This is a genomic window from Vibrio coralliirubri, assembly GCF_024347375.1.
GTDB classification, from domain to species: Bacteria; Pseudomonadota; Gammaproteobacteria; order Enterobacterales; family Vibrionaceae; genus Vibrio; species Vibrio coralliirubri.
The window spans coordinates 1,265,542-1,281,793 of sequence record NZ_AP025471.1 but is presented as its reverse complement, the minus strand read 5'-3'; the positions used below and the strand labels follow the sequence as shown (position 1 = coordinate 1,281,793).

Here is a 16,252-nt window from a genome sequence, read left to right as displayed (position 1 = left end):
GAGTTTGTATGTTGCACATTAATGATAAAAAGTTGGTCTGGTTTACTAAGTATTTGCCGATCACCATCATCATCTTTTCTGCAATCGTCTTGAACGTGGCGATGTTTACGAGCGTAGACCAGAAGGTCAAGGCATTGGTAGACCTCATCAGAACAGACTACATCTCCGCCCAAAAGGACTCTATTGAGACGCAAGTTCTGCAAGTGTCGCAACAGATAAAGCACACTCAACGTCTTGTCGAAATCGAGGTGAAAAAGCGTATTACTCGTCGGTTAGATAGAGCCTATACCGCCGCACAGAATATCTACTCCTCGAATCAACACCTGCCGGAAGAAGAGCTTAAATTACTCATTCTTAACGAGATCAGAAAGCTGAGCTACGCGGACAAAAAAGACTATATTTACGCCTACGATATGCAGGGCACAGTGCTGGTTCATCCTCGCGCTCCTGAGTTAGAAAATACCAATCAACTTGAAACGACTGATAGCCGTGGTGTGGCGGTCATCAAACAACAAATAGCGCTTCTTAAACAGAATAATGGGGCTTATTCCCGCTATTTTGTGCCTCGCCCTGGCTTTGATGGACAAGATTTTGAAAAGCCACACATCGACAATACGCACTTCGAAAAACTCAGCTACATTCGTCGGTTCGAACCCTTTGATTGGTATTTCGGTACTGGCATTTCTCTCGATGATGTTAAACGAGTCAGTTACCAAAGAATTCTTGAGATATTGTCGAAGGTAACGGTCGGTGATAATGGATACTTGTTCGTTTTTGAACAGAATGGTGACAGCCTACTTCACGCCCACCAAATTCATACCGGGCAAGATCTTAATGTTTACGACGACCTTGGAAACAACTTCAAGCAAGACGTGTTAGCACAGGCTGAGTCGGGTGGGTTTGTTGACTACATCACCGTTGATAAACAAGGTTTCATTGGACCTAAGAGTAGCTACGTAAAAAAGGTCGGAGATTGGGATTGGATAGTGGGTACAGGCGTGTACTTGAACAATATTAATGCTTCCATTGAACACAGAAAAAACCAGCTACTCTTGGACTCACGTAATGAGTTTGGACTGATTCTTATATTAAGTGTGCTGGCGACCTTACTCTGTATTTTTATCAGCGCTCTGGTTAGTCGAAGGGTATCACTGCGCTTTGATCAAATGGAGCAGAGGATTTCTGACGACTTCAATCGAATCCAAAATAGCCGTCGCCGTCTACAACATATGGCAAGACACGACTCACTGACCGCACTCCCTAATCGCTCTGAGCTTGAACTGCAAGTGAGTCGAGCTATCGCTCATTCGAAATTGGAAGGCAAATTGGTGGCGTTGGTGTTCGTTGACTTAGATAACTTTAAACGCATCAATGACCAATATGGCCATGCGAGTGGAGATGAACTCCTTAAACAGATAGGTTTGCGATTTGAGCGAATTTTAGGGGCTAACGATATTGTTTCACGTTTCGGAGGCGATGAGTTCGTCTTCTGCCTACCGGGTATTCACGACCTTGTGGAAGCGGAGCAGAAAGTCCAACAAATCCAAGATGTCTTCAAACCCTTATTTAATATTCATGGTGCTTCGGTCTCGACACAATGCTCGGCTGGCGTGTCGATGTATCCCTATGATGGAACAGAGGTAGAGGAACTGCTAACCAAAGCCGATATTGTGTTGTACAAGGCCAAGGAGCTGAATAAAGGCGATGCGATTTTCTATGACGATGTGATCAATCAGAAAGTGAAGTACGGATTTTCAGTCGAAGAACAGCTCAAAACTGCATTAGAGAAGGGCGAGTTCAGTGTGCTTTACCAACCTCAAGTGGATTCCCATACCGAGCAGCTAAAAGGCGTTGAAGCGCTATGTCGTTGGCATAATAGCTTGCTTGGCTTTGTGTCTCCGTTGGATTTTATTCCCGCAGCAGAGCGAATCGGCAAGATTCATGAGATTGGTGAGTTTGTATTAAGGAAAGCGTGTGAAGATACCTTACGTTTGATGCCAAACGGTCCTGAGGCGGTCTGTGTTTCCGTGAACGTGTCACCTAAACAAGTGTTTGAGCTAGGGTTCGACGATAAAGTCATCCGCCTCATTGAAGAAGTCGGCATCGACCCTTGCCGAGTGACGTTAGAACTGACCGAAAACATCCTCATCAAAGACCTGCATATTGTCGAGCCAATATTGAAAAGGCTAAGAGAATATGGATTTGGCATCTCACTCGATGACTTTGGTACAGGCTTTTCATCACTGAATTACCTAAATACTTTGCCGATCACCGAGATAAAGATAGACCGCTCTTTCATTGGCAAACTGAATTCCAGCCAACACAGTGAAACCTTGGTGAAAGCCATTATTGATATTGGTGCATCTTGCCAGATGAAGGTTGTGGCTGAAGGGGTAGAAACCCCAGAACAGATGGCGAAGTTACAGCAATACCATTGTGATTTACTACAAGGTTATTACTTTGATAAGCCGCTTTCTGCCCAAGGGTTGATTGACGCCTACTTTCCAGTGGAGCCAGAAGCTTGTGTGAGAGCGACCATTCGCCCTACACCACATCCACTTGACTCAGCAGAGCACGCAGTTGCTTGAACCACAGGATGTGATATTGGCTAGGCTATGCGTCGGTTGTACTTTGAGGCCTGCTATACAGGTAACCTTGATGTAAGTTATAGCCTAACTGACACAAGATATATTGCTGCCTACGCGTCTCGACACCTTCATAAATCATTGTGATATTTGATAGGCGTCCAATCTCCGAGATATTAAGCAATACACCCTGATGGTGCTCTCCTGACTCGATATCTTTAACAAAGCAGCGATCCAGTTTTAGATAGGTAGGAGAGATGACATTGATGATTTCGATGTTGTTATTGCCCGTACCGAAGTCATCTAGAGCGATGGTGATACCAAGCTTTTTGATATCCTTAATGTTATCGATAACCTCACATCCATAGCCAATATTCGAATATTCAGTAATCTCGACGACAAACTCATTCGCTTCCATCGCGGCTAAATGCTCTCTGAGCCTTGCGAAGTTCGACCCTACCAAAGCGCTCGGGCACACGTTGACACCATAGATCTCATGGCTGTTGTTTAACTTCGCTTTTCTGACTGTCTCGATGAGCAAGATGGTATGAAAGGTGAGTAAATTGGTGCGTCTCATGGTGTTGATGAAGCTTAAGACACCGACGTTACGCACACGAGATAATAACTCGTAGTAGAGAACGCTGTTATCTTCGGTGTTGATGATCGGCTCTTCTTCAAAGGAGATGTGTTTCCAACGAAACAGGTAGATCACAAAGCCCAGAATATAGGAGCGATAAAGCAGGGTGGCGAGTATCAGAGAAAGCGCAATCCACAGCGCAACAATGTCGTCACTGTAGAAGGTGATGGTCGCACCGGTTGGCAGGGATGTTTGATAGATAGATTTACTTTCTTCGCCAAGGTTTAGGATGTAGTAACCATTCTTCTGGATGGAGATAGAATCGACTAACAGAGGCAATAGTGAGTTCTTGTATCGAGCTTCGATAGAGCGTTTAGATATTCGAACAATCATCTCGATGTCGTGTTCGGTATCTATGAAGCGTGAATAGGCAAAATCAGCGCTATCGTAGAAGTCGTCTACCTGATCGAGCTCTATCATCTTAGAGCGTGTTTTAGAGATATAGCATGAGCCATAAGGTGTGGTCATGACGACAGAATCAAGGTTGAGCGAGTGCCTTAGCGAGTGCACAGCCCCGTGGCTATCGCAACCGTAGTCCATGAGTTCTGCTGCTATATGTTTGGTGTTCTCACTGTATTCATTCGCAATCTTCGTCGTATAAAGGATTTGGAAAAAGTAGACAACGAATAGGAAAAAGGAAGAGATGGTGAACACGGCTATCAGAGCCTTGATCAGGCTTTGTTGCGTAATTCAATGGAACTAAATCAAGAACCTACGATCTGATCAGCTACCTCCACTCTATCTCGTAGTCCTATGCCTAAGCCTCGTTATAAAACAACCAACTGGAAGCAATACAACCGATCACTCATTAACCGTGGTTCTCTGACTTTTTGGATTGATGAAGAAGCAATAAGCGGATGGGCGCAAAGCAAACAGAATAAGCGCGGTAGGCCGCGTCGGTTCAGTGATTTAGCTATCACGACAGCACTCATGGTCAAACGAGTTTTTTCTATGCCATTGAGAGCGCTGCAAGGATTTATCGACTCGATATTTAGGTTAGCCCATGTACCGTTAAGTTGTCCGCATTACACCTGCATCAGTCGTAGAGCCAAGCAAGTTGAGGTTTCATTTAAGACTAAAACGAGAGGAGCGATACAGCACCTAGCCATTGATGCTACTGGCCTTAAGGTTTATGGCGAAGGTGAATGGAAAGTCAAAAAACATGGGACGGATGGCAAGCGTAGAGTCTGGCGAAAGCTGCATATTGCAGTCGATACCAACACTCATGAGATCATTGCCGCCGAGCTAAGTTTATCGACGGTTACAGATGGAGAAGTACTCCCGAACTTACTGAAACAAACACGCCGAAGTATCCTTGAGGTGTCTGGTGATGGCGCTTACGACACGAGAGCGTGTCACGCTGCTATTAAGATTAAGGGAGCTATTGCGCTTATTCCCCCAAGAGAAGGGGCTGCCTTCTGGGAGCGTGGTCACCCTCGAAATTTCGCCGTGGGTTGCCAGAAATTATACGACTCAAATAAGTATTGGAAAGAGCGGTATGGATACCACAAACGTTCACTCTCAGAAACAGCGATGTATCGAGTTAAACAGTTGCTAGGAGGGAAACTGAGCTTAAGAAATTACAATGCCCAGGTGGGTGAAACTTACGCGATGATAAAAGCGTTGAACAAGCTTACTGGGTTAGGTATGCCTGAAACTTGTCGTATTGACTAAGAAACAAGCGAAACGGGTTGGCTCTATCTCTAAATTTAATTACGCAACAAAGCCCCTTGATCAGCTCTCGATGATAGGTGTTGAACATCAGTTTCAGCATCTCGATCTGGCTGGGCTTGAACTGGTTGATGTCGTACTTTGGTGCGATACGGTTGGTTGAGCTTTTATCGAGATCGATAAAGTAACCTACCTTATAAAGGTTAGAGATAAGTTCGCTATTATTATCAACCTTCGCTTTTTTGCATAAGCTTCGATATTTCTTTCTTATAGAAGCAATAATGTTTTTTAACGCGTATAAGCTAAACTCTTCGTCAAAATGTAATTTAAAAGATTCTTCAACATCTCGTGCAGATTGAGGGTTTGATATTGACGAGTGTTCAATAAGGTATTTGAAAACAAAACTCTCTTTACTATTAAGAGTTTCCTCTGATATCTTATTACTGTTTCTTTTTATGTATATTTTTTCTTGATTGTAGATTAGTTGCAAGCTCTCATTATTGTTATTTATATTGAAAGAACAGTGCATAGCTCAACTCCTAAGCGATAGTTATTATATTTGTGTGATGGATATGTGATGGCTGGGATTTTCATTCAACACAAGAGTTCGATCTAAATAATATAACCAAAATGTCACCATTTTCTCTCAAGATGTTGATACTAATCGCAGAATTTGGGCTTTAATGAAAGGTTATGGAGATGTTCACCCAAAAGTTGAATTTATAAATGAAAGCCAATGATTTACAAGGGGTAAAGGGGATTTATCCATTTGTTTTGGTATTTATCCATTTCACAGCTTCTACGCGGTAGGTTTAGCGACTGGATTTAGAGGTTTCTAACGTAGCTTCTGGTGGTATTCATTCAGCTTATCGATATGTCAGATTTATCAGAATTTTTCAGGATAAAATTAAATTATGTCAATTTATGTGATATTAATATAATTTAATTTTCTTATTGGTTTGGTAATTAAATTAAATTAAATTGGTCAATGATAGAATTGATTATATTTGTTGAATAATTGACTTTGATTTATTCTGTTACATATTTTAAATGATGAAGCTTTAAGGTGGGATATTTAAAATAGGGAAAGTATGATGTTTATCATGAGGCGTTGATTAAAGGATTTTAATAGGATTATTATTGACATATGTATCAAACGTGTACCCATGTAAATATCCATCGGCTAGTGATGAAAATAAGATATAAATGAGGTTGGTGTTATACCATGAGCACTGCCTAAAAGTGTAATCAGCAACAAGTTAGATCAATTAGTGTTATTTTTGAGCAACTATTAGCGTAACCACATGATATTCAAAGATCTGTTGCGGTGGCTTTGTGTTAACTATAGAAAGCGTGCAATCGTTGAGTATTTAACATGCACCATCAAGCACCACGATTTGTGGTTCTTTTTCTGGCTGATAAAGCACCTGGCAAAAGTCTCCTTCTGGCGAATAGGTGTAGTTTTCGGTGTCGAAAGAGATGGCGGCTACTCTTTCTGCATTGCTGCCAGAGTCTACTTCTTTGTTGATAACATGAAGCTCTGTTGCGTCGATATTGAGCAGTCTTCTTAGCGAATCAACATAGGCGATTGGATAGCCGTGGCAGACGTAGTAGGTTTCAATCTCCGTCTTTTCAACATAGTTGCACTCATCCTCAACGCCAGCAATTGCTGACTTCGCGTAGATCATATCGATACCCGTGCGAAGGTTACCAGCCACATCGTGTATTTTGCTCGCCCGAGCACTTCCTTGAACGTCTAAGAACTTGACCATAGCTGTCGCCGAAACGACCGCTAAAATTAATACAGAGATGATGAGCTCTAAGAGAGTGAAGCCGTTTTGTCTGTTCATGGTTACCGATTATTTGCTCTGCTAAAGGGACGGAATGAGGGTAATCTAAATACCAAAGTCATTACAGTTAGTGGGTATAATGGTTTGGTGTTTTATTGTGTGAGTCTCTAAGGAAATTTCTTTATAAACAATAGCTTAGTCATTTTGCTTACTGTTAAACGCTATGTAAGCATACGTAAGCGTGCACACCCACAGCAGCCGATTGTTTACGAAGTATTCAAACTACTTAATTTATTGATAAATAAGTCTTTAATTGTGGATTTGTCGACCGTTCAAAAACTGACTTTCGACTTCATTTGAGGGAATTGGCTTACTAAATAAAAATCCCTGAAGATACTCGTATCCACAATCGATTAAGAACGCTTTTTGCGTTTCGGTTTCGACACCTTCAGCAACCACTTTCAACCCCAATTTTTCACAGATAGCATGGGTGGCTTGGACAATCGCTTTGCTCCCTTTGTGTGAACCGTGGACGAAGCTTTTATCGAGTTTCACGGTGCTAATCGGTAAGTCATGCAACATCGACAAGTAGCCTGTACCAAAATCATCAAGGTGTAGCTCTACGCCCAATTTAGAAATATCGCTTAACGCTTGTCTGACTTCACCATGCTTGAAGATCATGGAAGATTCGGTGATCTCAAGGGCGATGCTTTGAGGTTGGATATTATAGAAGTTCAACATTGCTAATAGCTGCTCGGCAAAGGTGGCGTGCATCTGAATACTCGAAATATTGATACTCATCATCAATTCACTATCAAACTCACGTTGCCATATAGATAGCTGTTTGAGTGCAGAGTTAAGAACCCATTTCCCGAGCGGCACAATCTGTCCTGTCTCCTCCGCTAAGCTAATAAACTCATCAGGGCCGATGTTACCTAGCTCTTTGTCCGACCATCGAAGCAAGGCTTCAAACCCTTTTACCTTGTCGCTGTTGGTGTTCATGATCGGTTGGTAGTGAAGGTTGAGATCGTCGTTTTCGATGGCGCGTGCCAGTCGGTGGCGGATCTCCACTTTGCGATGTAGGGTTTGTGCTAAGTCTGGGGTAAACGTTTGGAAGCGGTTTCGACCATTCGCTTTAGCAAGATGCATCGCCATACCTGCTTGTTTTAGCAATGTTTCTTGGTCAACCGCGTTATCAGGGAAATGTGCGGTACCTATGCTGCAACCGACAGACAAACTGCCGATGCCTCTGATATGGAAACTTCGGTTTAATGCATCAATGATACGAGAGCAGAGTAATGGGATATTTTGATTTCGACAGGTGTGGGCAATAACAATGAATTCGTCGCCACCAAATCGCCCGATCATGCATTTCTCATCAACCAACTCTTTAAGGCGTTCACCAACCTGTTTGAGTAGTTGGTCTCCGACAGTGTGCCCATAAGTGTCATTAACTAATTTGAAGCCATCAAGGTCGACAAACATCAATTCAAACGGTGAGCGATAGGCAATGCTGGTTTCTAGAAGTTTGGTGATCCCACGGCGATTATAAAGCTCCGTTAAACAGTCGTGTTCAGCGTTGTACCTGGCTTTTATCAGTTTCTCTTTTTGCTTAGTTGTACAGGTTAGGTTTAACAGCAGTTCGCTTTTATCGAAGAGCCACTTTCCTTGCACATCAAAATGGTGTGTCTTGCCATCTATTTCGCAGCTGACTTCTTCTAATATCTCTCGGCCTTTACGCACGGTAAACAGCCATTGTGCTGCTGTCTCTTCACTTGAAACGAAGTCGGATAGGGTGCTAAACGGTGAGCCGTAGTTGTGAAAAAATTCGGAGTTAGCACTCACTACGCTTCCCGACTTATTAAACAGAAGGGAGAGGTTTGCACCATCAGAGCAAGCGAGGTCGTGCCTTAAGCTTCCTTCTTCAGCGACGACTTGTACCAACATACCCGTTCGACCATCGTGCAGTGGGATCCCAGAAAACAGACACAATGCACGCTTCGAAATGTAGTTGGGAGTGAAGTTCCACCATGTCTTGATGCTTTCGTTGCGTAGAAATTGCCTTTGGTACTCTTCCAATGTCGCTTCGATTGCTTTTGACATCTCGACACTAAAGTCGCGAGATGTCAGCTCAAATAGAGATTCAGACTCCCACAGAGGCAGGGCGCTGCTGTTTGCCCAAGTTATTCTTTTATTATCAATGTCGTATATCCAAATTGGACACTGGAGATGCTCGAAGGGTTGATAACTGGTCATCATATTGAACTCGGTGAACTGATATTTTTGTCGAACAGCGACCACCGAAATCATATGTTCGGTCGTCGCGTATCAAATTGAATTCTGGCCTTTAATCGCTGTTAAGAAGCTGTTTTAAAGAACAGGAAAGAGCTTAAGAACAATAAAGAACTTAAGCACAGCAAAGTGCCACAGAAGAAACAGCGTGTTAAAGGTTCAGTGAGCGGATGATTTTGTTCACTTTACCTTCAGGGGTAATTTCGACGACATAGCCTTTCTTATCATCAAAAATCTCTCCGTCGATGAAGTGCCAACCATTTGGTTGTTGGATGATCTCTTTAGGAAAGTTCTCATCAAACATAGAGTGGTTTGGATAGACCGTTTCGATAGCTTCAAATAATAGCTGTGCTTCATCTTGGTTGGTCACCACGAACTCTTCTTTCAGGCACATCGTCAATTCAGGCAGAGGTTGAGTGGTGAAGGGTTCTGTCATCGAGCCCAATACACCGTTATGTGCGTAAAAGCGGTATGAGCCAGAACTGCTCTCGCTTCCGTCTGGTGACTTAATGTAAGGCGTTGCACTGTAGAACTCACAGTTGAAGACCATCTTTTGAATAATGCTGTTTTGTGGCGTGACCTGAATGTCTATCCAAGAACTGACTTGCGATTGAATCTGATTCACCATTTCTTGTTTATTGGTGCCAGCCATGAGTGGTGTTGAAACTAAAGCGGTGGTGGTCAGTAACAATGAAAGCGTTTTATTCATCTCAAAATGGGCCCTGTGAAAGTGATTATTGCGTAATATTGAATCTATTCATTAATTGGATGAATGTTACTTTAAGAAGGTATTGCTTAACAGGATCTACCTCACTATGAAGAATGGAAAGCTCTGAGTATGGGGTTAAGTAATCGATTACCTTTGCTTGCAAGCCTATTTATTTGAATTTTCTAGCCAATAAGTTGGGGTTTTTCAGTATTATTAACTGTTATATCATTGGTGCATGGATAGTTGATTTGATTGGGTTTTGTAAACGCCTCAAATGTAAGTGCGCGTAAGAAAATAAAGCAAATGTAAGCGGGTGGTAGGCGATTAAAACACAGCAAATAATGTGCTCTGAAGGAGGAAACCTTGATAAACCAAGGCGCACTGGCTGTTGCTTCTCTATTTTGTAAACGTGTATGTACAAAAGTGATTACTATGTTTTGCGTACGGTAAATGTAGGGCTATGATCGCAACATTGATGATCTATGACCAGTATATATACTGCCCTCGCTTTTAATAAATACTGGTGATAGGAATGTCGAAAACCAAAGTGCTCATTGTTGAAGATGACCAAGAGATAGCTCGTTTAACGACGCTTTACCTCGAAGCCGAAGGTTACAATGTTAGCGTTGTTCATGAAGGGAACTTGGCACTTGAAGCGATTCGCAGTATTGAACCTGATTTAGTCCTGTTGGACTTGATGCTTCCAGGGATGAGCGGCGCGCAGATTTGCCGTCAAGCCCGTGAGTTTTACAATGGAATGATTTTAGTGCTAACGGCCTCTGCCGATGAAATGAGTGAGGTCAGCTTATTTAAGTTTGGCGCGGACGATTACGTTGCCAAGCCGATTCGTGGCCATGCTTTGTTAGCGCGAATTGAAGCGTTATTGCGTCGAGCCACTCCCGTAACAACTACCCAAGAAACCACGGCTGAAAAACAGTGCGATATTGTGATCAACAGCTCTGCTCAAAGTGCCACACTCTATGGCCAAAACCTCAAGCTTACTTCTGCTGAATTTGAAATCTTAAACCTTCTTGTTAATAACATCTGTCAGGTCGTGACTCGAGACCAGTGTTGTCAGCTATTCAGAGGGATTGATTACGCGTTTAATGATCGCTCGATTGATATGCGCGTGTCTGGGTTACGGCGAAAGCTGCGCATTCACGCAAAAGACAAACAGTTGATTCGTACGGTTCGCAACAAGGGGTACATGCTGGTTGCGTAAGTTCATTGCTACGAAGCTTCGCTCGGTTTCGATGTTTGCTCGCTTATACCTTGGGATTGTGACTGGGATGTCGGCAACGATATTTTTGTTTTTGAACCTTGGTGAAGGGCACATGCGACGCACCGAGATCGAAACCTTCCTCAATGATGGCATCTACTTTGCGGAGCAGTATGTTCGTCAACACAATCAAGAAAACTCACTCTATAAAGAGCTCGATAGAACAGGCTACCAACAATTTTATATCTTCAATTTACGCCTGTTGGAGAATTGGTCGGGCGAGGCGCCTTGCCAACAATGTGAGTTATACACAACCTTAAACGGTGTGCCGATATATCTAAGTGATGACAACCTCTATTCGGCCGTGTTTCAGCTACCAAACTCTAAATTTAGTTTTGGGTTCAGTGAGGTAGGGGACTTTTTCTCTCCTGACATTGAATGGTACGAAGATTCAGAACGACACTTTTTGTTAGGGCTGTTGTTGGCTGTGATTGTGGCGATTGGAGCAAGTGTTTACTTACCTGTGAGGCGTTTTCAAGAAAGAATAGAGTTGCTCGTCGAGAAGCAGAAGCAATTTGGTAAGGGCAAGCTTAGTACTCGATCTGACATGGACGACATCCATCCTGTTTCTGATTTGGCCAGCAGTTTTAACTTCATGGCTGAAGAGATCGAAAGCAAAGTAAAACAAAGTCATATCTTCGCTCAAGCTATCCCACACGAAGTGCGAACTCCGCTAAGTCGTATTCAACTGGCGACCGATATATTAAGAAGGGGAGCGCCCGATAATCATCAGGTTCTTTTCGATGACATTGATACCTACATTGAGGATATCAACGAGCTCACGTCAGAAATCATCATGCTGTCGAAGTTGAATGTCATGGATAACTCTTTCTTTGAGCTCGTTAAAGTGACCTCCGATCTTCGTGAGTATTGCCTAGACCGAATTCGTTACTCGAAACTAGAGAATGTCACCTTTGAATCTAAGGTACATCTAGAGTGCAAGATTAAATGTGACTGTTCAATGGCGCGCTTGGTGTTCGATAACGTTCTCAAGAATGCGGGGAATTACACGAAAGACAAAGTGTGGATAACGTTAGATGAAAACTCAGAAAACTGGCTGGTGGTGATTGAAGACAATGGTTCTGGAATACCCGAAAATAAGCGTGATGAGGTATTCCTTCCGTTCTCTCGACTAGACTCAAGCAGAACGTCGACCACAGGTGGATTGGGATTAGGCCTCGCGATTGCTCTATCGGCGGCTAAAAAGCTTTCTTGGGATATCAAAATCGACGACAGCAACTATGGTGGCGCCAAGTTCAGTATCGTGATTCCTAAGATCGCATAAGCTGTAGCTTTAAGAGCTGTTCAGGCTCGTCAAATAACAAAGCCACGGACTAATACCGTGGCTTTTTCATATTCTGATTTACAAGCTAGTGACTTCTTAGTTACTACTGCTTAGAGCTTAGAGCTTAGAGCTTAGAGCTTAGAGCTTAGAGCGATGAAGGCCATAAATAGCGTGGTCAACGATGCGACCATTCAAGTTTTCGTTACGTGTGATGATACCTTCTAACGTGAAATGTAAGCGCTCACAAACCTTACGGCTGCTTTGGTTACCGGTTGCGGCTGATATCTCGACCTTTTCCATATCTAACTCATTGAAAGCAATATCAATCAGCTTCTGGACAACGCGAGTCACAATCCCCTTTCCTTGGTAGGCCTCAGATAACCAATAACCTATGGTCACCTTTCGCTTATCATGGTCAATGGTATTGAAACTACAGTTACCGACGACCTTGTCTTGATACACGATCGCACAAGTCATGCTTTTCCCTTCCGCATAATCGTGTAGCGAGCGTTGGATGAAGATCCTAAAGTCTTGTTCGGTTTTACAATGTGGCGGCCACACGAGCCATTGGCTTAGGTACTCATTCTGGCTTTGTGAGATTTCCGCGTAGTGAGAAGCGAAGCTCTCTTCAACCAATGCGATGGAGAGTTCGTTGTCGATAACCGTTTTAAACATGTCTTTCCTTTTCTTATGGCTGCTTATTTAAGCGAATCTTAGTCGGCAGGCTATAATGTCGCATGATTTTTAATATGCAACCACTTGTAGCACGGATTTTTCGTGATACGTTAGTTCTATCACGAAACTCATTAAACCTTACAATAGTTGTGTATATAATCATTAGCTATGCATTAGTATTAGCGGCCTAAATATATAAAAACTATAAAAATGCTAGGCTTAAATAATGAATCAACATTGCCAGGACGTGACCGTGGACCTAAGGAAGGCTCTATTCGGTATTGCTAAGGCGCTTGATAACGTCGGTTTCGAAAGTAAAAATCATGGACAGAGAGTGGGCTACATCGCGTATCGATGTGCTCTGAGTGTGGGGTGGGAAGAAGAGCAAGCGCAGCTCGCGTTTTCGTTAGGCTTGATTCACGATTGTGGTGTCTCGCAAATTGATGAACAGCTCAGCTTAACGTCTGGGTTTGTACCCGACTCGAGCTATCACCATTGTCAAAAGGGCTATCAAATTTTAAAAGAGTGCCCGGTTCTTTCTATATTCGCTAAGCCGGTGCTTTATCATCACACTCCGTGGTCTGAACTAAAGGCTATTCATATCAGCGAGTTAGAAAAAGAACTGGCCGCCATCGTGATGCTTGCCGACAGAGTCGATTATCTATACGGTATAACCTCTTCTGATCGTTATGGAAACCTCACACCAGATGGTAAAGCGAGCATCATTGAACGTTTGACTGAACAAGCCGATGAGATGTTCGAAACCAACCTTGTTCAACACATGTGTGAGTTGGTCGATCTGGATGATTTTTGGTTCTCGATGGAAATCCCTTACATCGAGAACATGAGGGATAATTTTGAGCCTGTGCCATTCTTTTCTCAACAGATGTCGTTGGATGAAACAGTGGCCTTTGCCGAATTTATTGCCAACGTCGTTGATACCAAAAGTTCGTTTACCTTTAAGCACTCTTTGAAGGTTGGGCAGCTTTCAGAATACCTCGCCAAACAGCTGGGTTATTCATACACCACTCAGCGTAAACTCTATTTAGCAGGGCTAGTTCATGATATCGGCAAACTGCAAACACCTAATGACATTCTGCATAAGCCGGATTTGCTGACCGAAGAAGAGTATTGCTGTATTAAACGCCATGCAACGGACACTCGATTCGCACTGCAGGAGTTGTTCAGTTCACCTCAGGTTTGTCAGTGGGCATCTAATCATCATGAAAGGTTAGATGGCTCGGGTTACCCAATGGGCAAAACGGCGGAAGAGTTGGATCAACCCAGTCGAATTGTTGCTGTGGTGGATGTGTTTCAAGCGCTAACTCAGTCTCGCCCTTATCGTGCAGGTATGACACTAGAAGAAACACTCGCTATTTTGACGGACTATGTTGATAACTTTAAGTTAGATCGAGAAGTGTTTGAGTGCCTTAATAAACACGCGCAATATTGCTTTGAATTATCGACAGATAAACGAATGTACGCGTTTTAGTGCAAGTGAGTCCTTTTGAGGTGTGATGCCTTCACTCATATTCGATGAGATATGACCAAGCACCAGAAACAGAAAAGCGATAGCCGAGGCTATCGCTTTTTTAATGGGGGCTTATCAGGATCTTTATATCGAGATTAGTATCGCTTTAAGATCTCGATGATCGCTTGCTCAGTTTCCGCTGCGATGATGGCATCAATGTCATCATCATTTTGGAACAACTCTGATAACGCCATAATCGTATGGATGTGGCTATCTGAGTCCATCGCTGCCAGAGTAATCGAAAGGTAAACGTCACCGTTGTCTTCTGACTCTAAATCAACACCCTTCTTGAATACCGTTACTTGCAGTGATGCTTCGTTCACACCATCTTCAGGGCGAGCATGAGGCATCGCAATCTTTGGTGCTAGAACATAGTACGCGCCAATGTCCTTGTGTTTTTGCTTGATAGCTTCAACATAGCTTGCTTCGATTTTGTTGCTCGCTAGCAGTGTTGAACAGGTCACATCTATCGCAGCATCAACCGTTAGGTTTTCTTCAGAGTTGATGATAACACCTTGGTTACCAATTAAATCGAATAAGCTCATGAAACAATCCACCCTAGGATAAGACCAACAACACCGAAGTCGAAGTCAGCAAATGTTGTCGCTTCAAGACCAAGGCCACCCAGTACTGGAAGCAGTAGCATTGGTAGGAAAGAGATACACAGACCTTGCGTGAATGAACCAAGAATTGCACCGCGTAGACCGCCTGTCGCATTACCGTAAACGCCTGCTGCACCACCTACGAAGAAGTGTGGAACGACGCCAGCTACAATGATTGTCCAGCCTAGCGCACCTTGAACTGCCATTGCTAGTAGGCCAGCAGCGAAAGAACAAAGGAAACCGATAAGTACCGCGTTTGGTGCTACAGGGAATACCATAGGGCAGTCTAGAGCAGGTTTTGCACCCGGTACGAGTTTGTCAGAGATACCTTTGAATGCAGGAACGATTTCAGCTATCAGCATCTTCACACCTTGCAGTACGATGTAAACACCACCGGCAAACACAAGAGACTGCATGAAGGTGAATACTACCCAGTTCTGACCGTTTGATACTGTTTCAACAAAGTCACCGCCAGCAACAATTGAAGCAAACATAAAGAAGATGGCCATTGTTGTTGCTACAGCAACGGGCGTATCACGCAAGAACATTAGACTCTTAGGTACGTTGATGTCTTCTGTTGATTTTGAAGTGTCACCAAACTTGCTACCAATGTAACCAGATACTAAGTATGAGAACGTTGAGAAGTGACCCATCGCCAACTGATCAGTACCCATCACTTTCTCTGTGTATTTTTGAGCAAGTGCAGGCATGATAACCATCAGTGAACCCACAATGATCGAGCCGATTGCAACTAGAGCAGTGCCTTCGATGTTAGCTGTAGACAGGATTACCGCTACCAGCATAGACATGAACATTGTGTGGTGACCCGTTAAGAAAATATATTTTAAAGGAGTAATACGAGCCAATAAAATATTCACAACGAATGCGAAGAACATAATTAGAGCCATTTCATAACCGAATGCTTCTTGTGCTAGTGCAACAATTGCTTCGTTATTTGGAATAACACCACTTACGCCGAATGCTTCAGTAAATACAATTGAGAAGTTATTTAGTGCGCCAACAAGAGCGCCAGCACCAAAACCTAAAATTAGGAAACCCATTACGGTTTTAATTGTGCCTTTTAGAATGGTAGAAACATCTGCTTTTTGTGCAACCAGGCCAATAAAAGCAATTAAACCTACCATGATCGCTGGCTCTTTTAATAAGCCGAGCATGAACTCGAAAAAGTTTTGCAT

Annotated in this window: 11 protein-coding genes and 2 pseudogenes; 5 read left to right on the top strand and 8 right to left on the bottom strand. The window is 43.1% G+C overall.

Annotated features, from left to right (window positions below; all coding sequences use genetic code 11):
• Window positions 1-8 precede the first annotated feature (8 nt).
• Window positions 9-2,588: a bifunctional diguanylate cyclase/phosphodiesterase gene (locus OCV20_RS22350; RefSeq protein WP_086775776.1), complete on the top strand. Its 2,580-nt coding sequence runs from the start codon at window positions 9-11 to the stop codon at window positions 2,586-2,588.
• Window positions 2,589-2,613: 25 nt separating this feature from the next.
• Here the strand turns inward: OCV20_RS22350 and OCV20_RS22345 are convergent.
• A pseudogene (locus OCV20_RS22345) lies at window positions 2,614-3,903 on the bottom strand (EAL domain-containing protein); the annotation flags it as partial.
• Between the two features lie 72 nt (window positions 3,904-3,975).
• Between OCV20_RS22345 and OCV20_RS22340 the strand changes: the two are divergent.
• Window positions 3,976-4,896 carry an IS5 family transposase gene (locus tag OCV20_RS22340; RefSeq protein WP_086773621.1) on the top strand — a complete coding sequence of 307 codons (921 nt, stop codon included), beginning with the start codon at window positions 3,976-3,978 and terminating at the stop codon, window positions 4,894-4,896.
• 40 nt (window positions 4,897-4,936) lie between these two features.
• On the opposite strand, the pseudogene OCV20_RS22335 reads toward OCV20_RS22340, so the two are convergent.
• The 4 genes and pseudogenes from OCV20_RS22335 to OCV20_RS22320 form a co-directional block, all read right to left on the bottom strand.
• Window positions 4,937-5,422 (bottom strand): annotated as a pseudogene (locus OCV20_RS22335) (EAL domain-containing protein); the annotation flags it as partial.
• Window positions 5,423-6,263: 841 nt separating this feature from the next.
• Window positions 6,264-6,743, bottom strand: coding sequence for a type II secretion system protein (locus OCV20_RS22330; RefSeq protein ID WP_048608977.1), 480 nt, complete (start codon window positions 6,741-6,743; stop codon window positions 6,264-6,266).
• Window positions 6,744-6,992: 249 nt separating this feature from the next.
• A complete protein-coding gene (locus OCV20_RS22325; protein ID WP_086775374.1) occupies window positions 6,993-8,993 on the bottom strand; it encodes a putative bifunctional diguanylate cyclase/phosphodiesterase in 2,001 nt (666 codons plus the stop codon).
• 133 nt (window positions 8,994-9,126) lie between these two features.
• A complete protein-coding gene (locus tag OCV20_RS22320) occupies window positions 9,127-9,684 on the bottom strand; it encodes a hypothetical protein (protein WP_048608973.1) in 558 nt (185 codons plus the stop codon).
• A 532-nt stretch (window positions 9,685-10,216) separates the two neighbouring features.
• Between OCV20_RS22320 and OCV20_RS22315 the strand changes: the two genes are divergently transcribed.
• Together OCV20_RS22315 and OCV20_RS22310 are read left to right on the top strand one after the other, a co-directional pair.
• Window positions 10,217-10,906 carry a response regulator transcription factor gene (locus OCV20_RS22315; RefSeq protein ID WP_048608971.1) on the top strand — a complete coding sequence of 230 codons (690 nt, stop codon included), beginning with the start codon at window positions 10,217-10,219 and terminating at the stop codon, window positions 10,904-10,906.
• Window positions 10,899-12,248 carry a sensor histidine kinase gene (locus OCV20_RS22310; RefSeq protein WP_086775375.1) on the top strand — a complete coding sequence of 450 codons (1,350 nt, stop codon included), beginning with the start codon at window positions 10,899-10,901 and terminating at the stop codon, window positions 12,246-12,248. Before OCV20_RS22315 ends, OCV20_RS22310 begins: the two co-directional genes overlap by 8 nt.
• Window positions 12,249-12,386: 138 nt before the next feature.
• On the opposite strand, the gene OCV20_RS22305 is transcribed toward OCV20_RS22310, so the two are convergent.
• Window positions 12,387-12,923, bottom strand: a complete 537-nt coding sequence (locus OCV20_RS22305; protein ID WP_086775376.1) for a GNAT family N-acetyltransferase — start codon at window positions 12,921-12,923, stop codon at window positions 12,387-12,389.
• Window positions 12,924-13,149: 226 nt separating this feature from the next.
• On the opposite strand from OCV20_RS22305, the gene OCV20_RS22300 reads away from it, so the two are divergent.
• Entirely contained in the window at window positions 13,150-14,415 is a 1,266-nt protein-coding gene (locus OCV20_RS22300; RefSeq protein ID WP_050644072.1) for an HD-GYP domain-containing protein, read from the top strand.
• Between the two features lie 134 nt (window positions 14,416-14,549).
• Here the strand turns inward: OCV20_RS22300 and OCV20_RS22295 are convergent, their stop codons facing one another.
• Together OCV20_RS22295 and OCV20_RS22290 are read right to left on the bottom strand one after the other, a co-directional pair.
• Window positions 14,550-14,999, bottom strand: a complete 450-nt coding sequence (locus OCV20_RS22295; protein WP_017070990.1) for a PTS sugar transporter subunit IIA — start codon at window positions 14,997-14,999, stop codon at window positions 14,550-14,552.
• On the bottom strand, window positions 14,996-16,252 hold the full coding sequence (locus OCV20_RS22290) for a PTS ascorbate transporter subunit IIC (protein WP_086775378.1): 1,257 nt from the start codon (window positions 16,250-16,252) through the stop codon (window positions 14,996-14,998). Before OCV20_RS22290 ends, OCV20_RS22295 begins: the two co-directional genes overlap by 4 nt.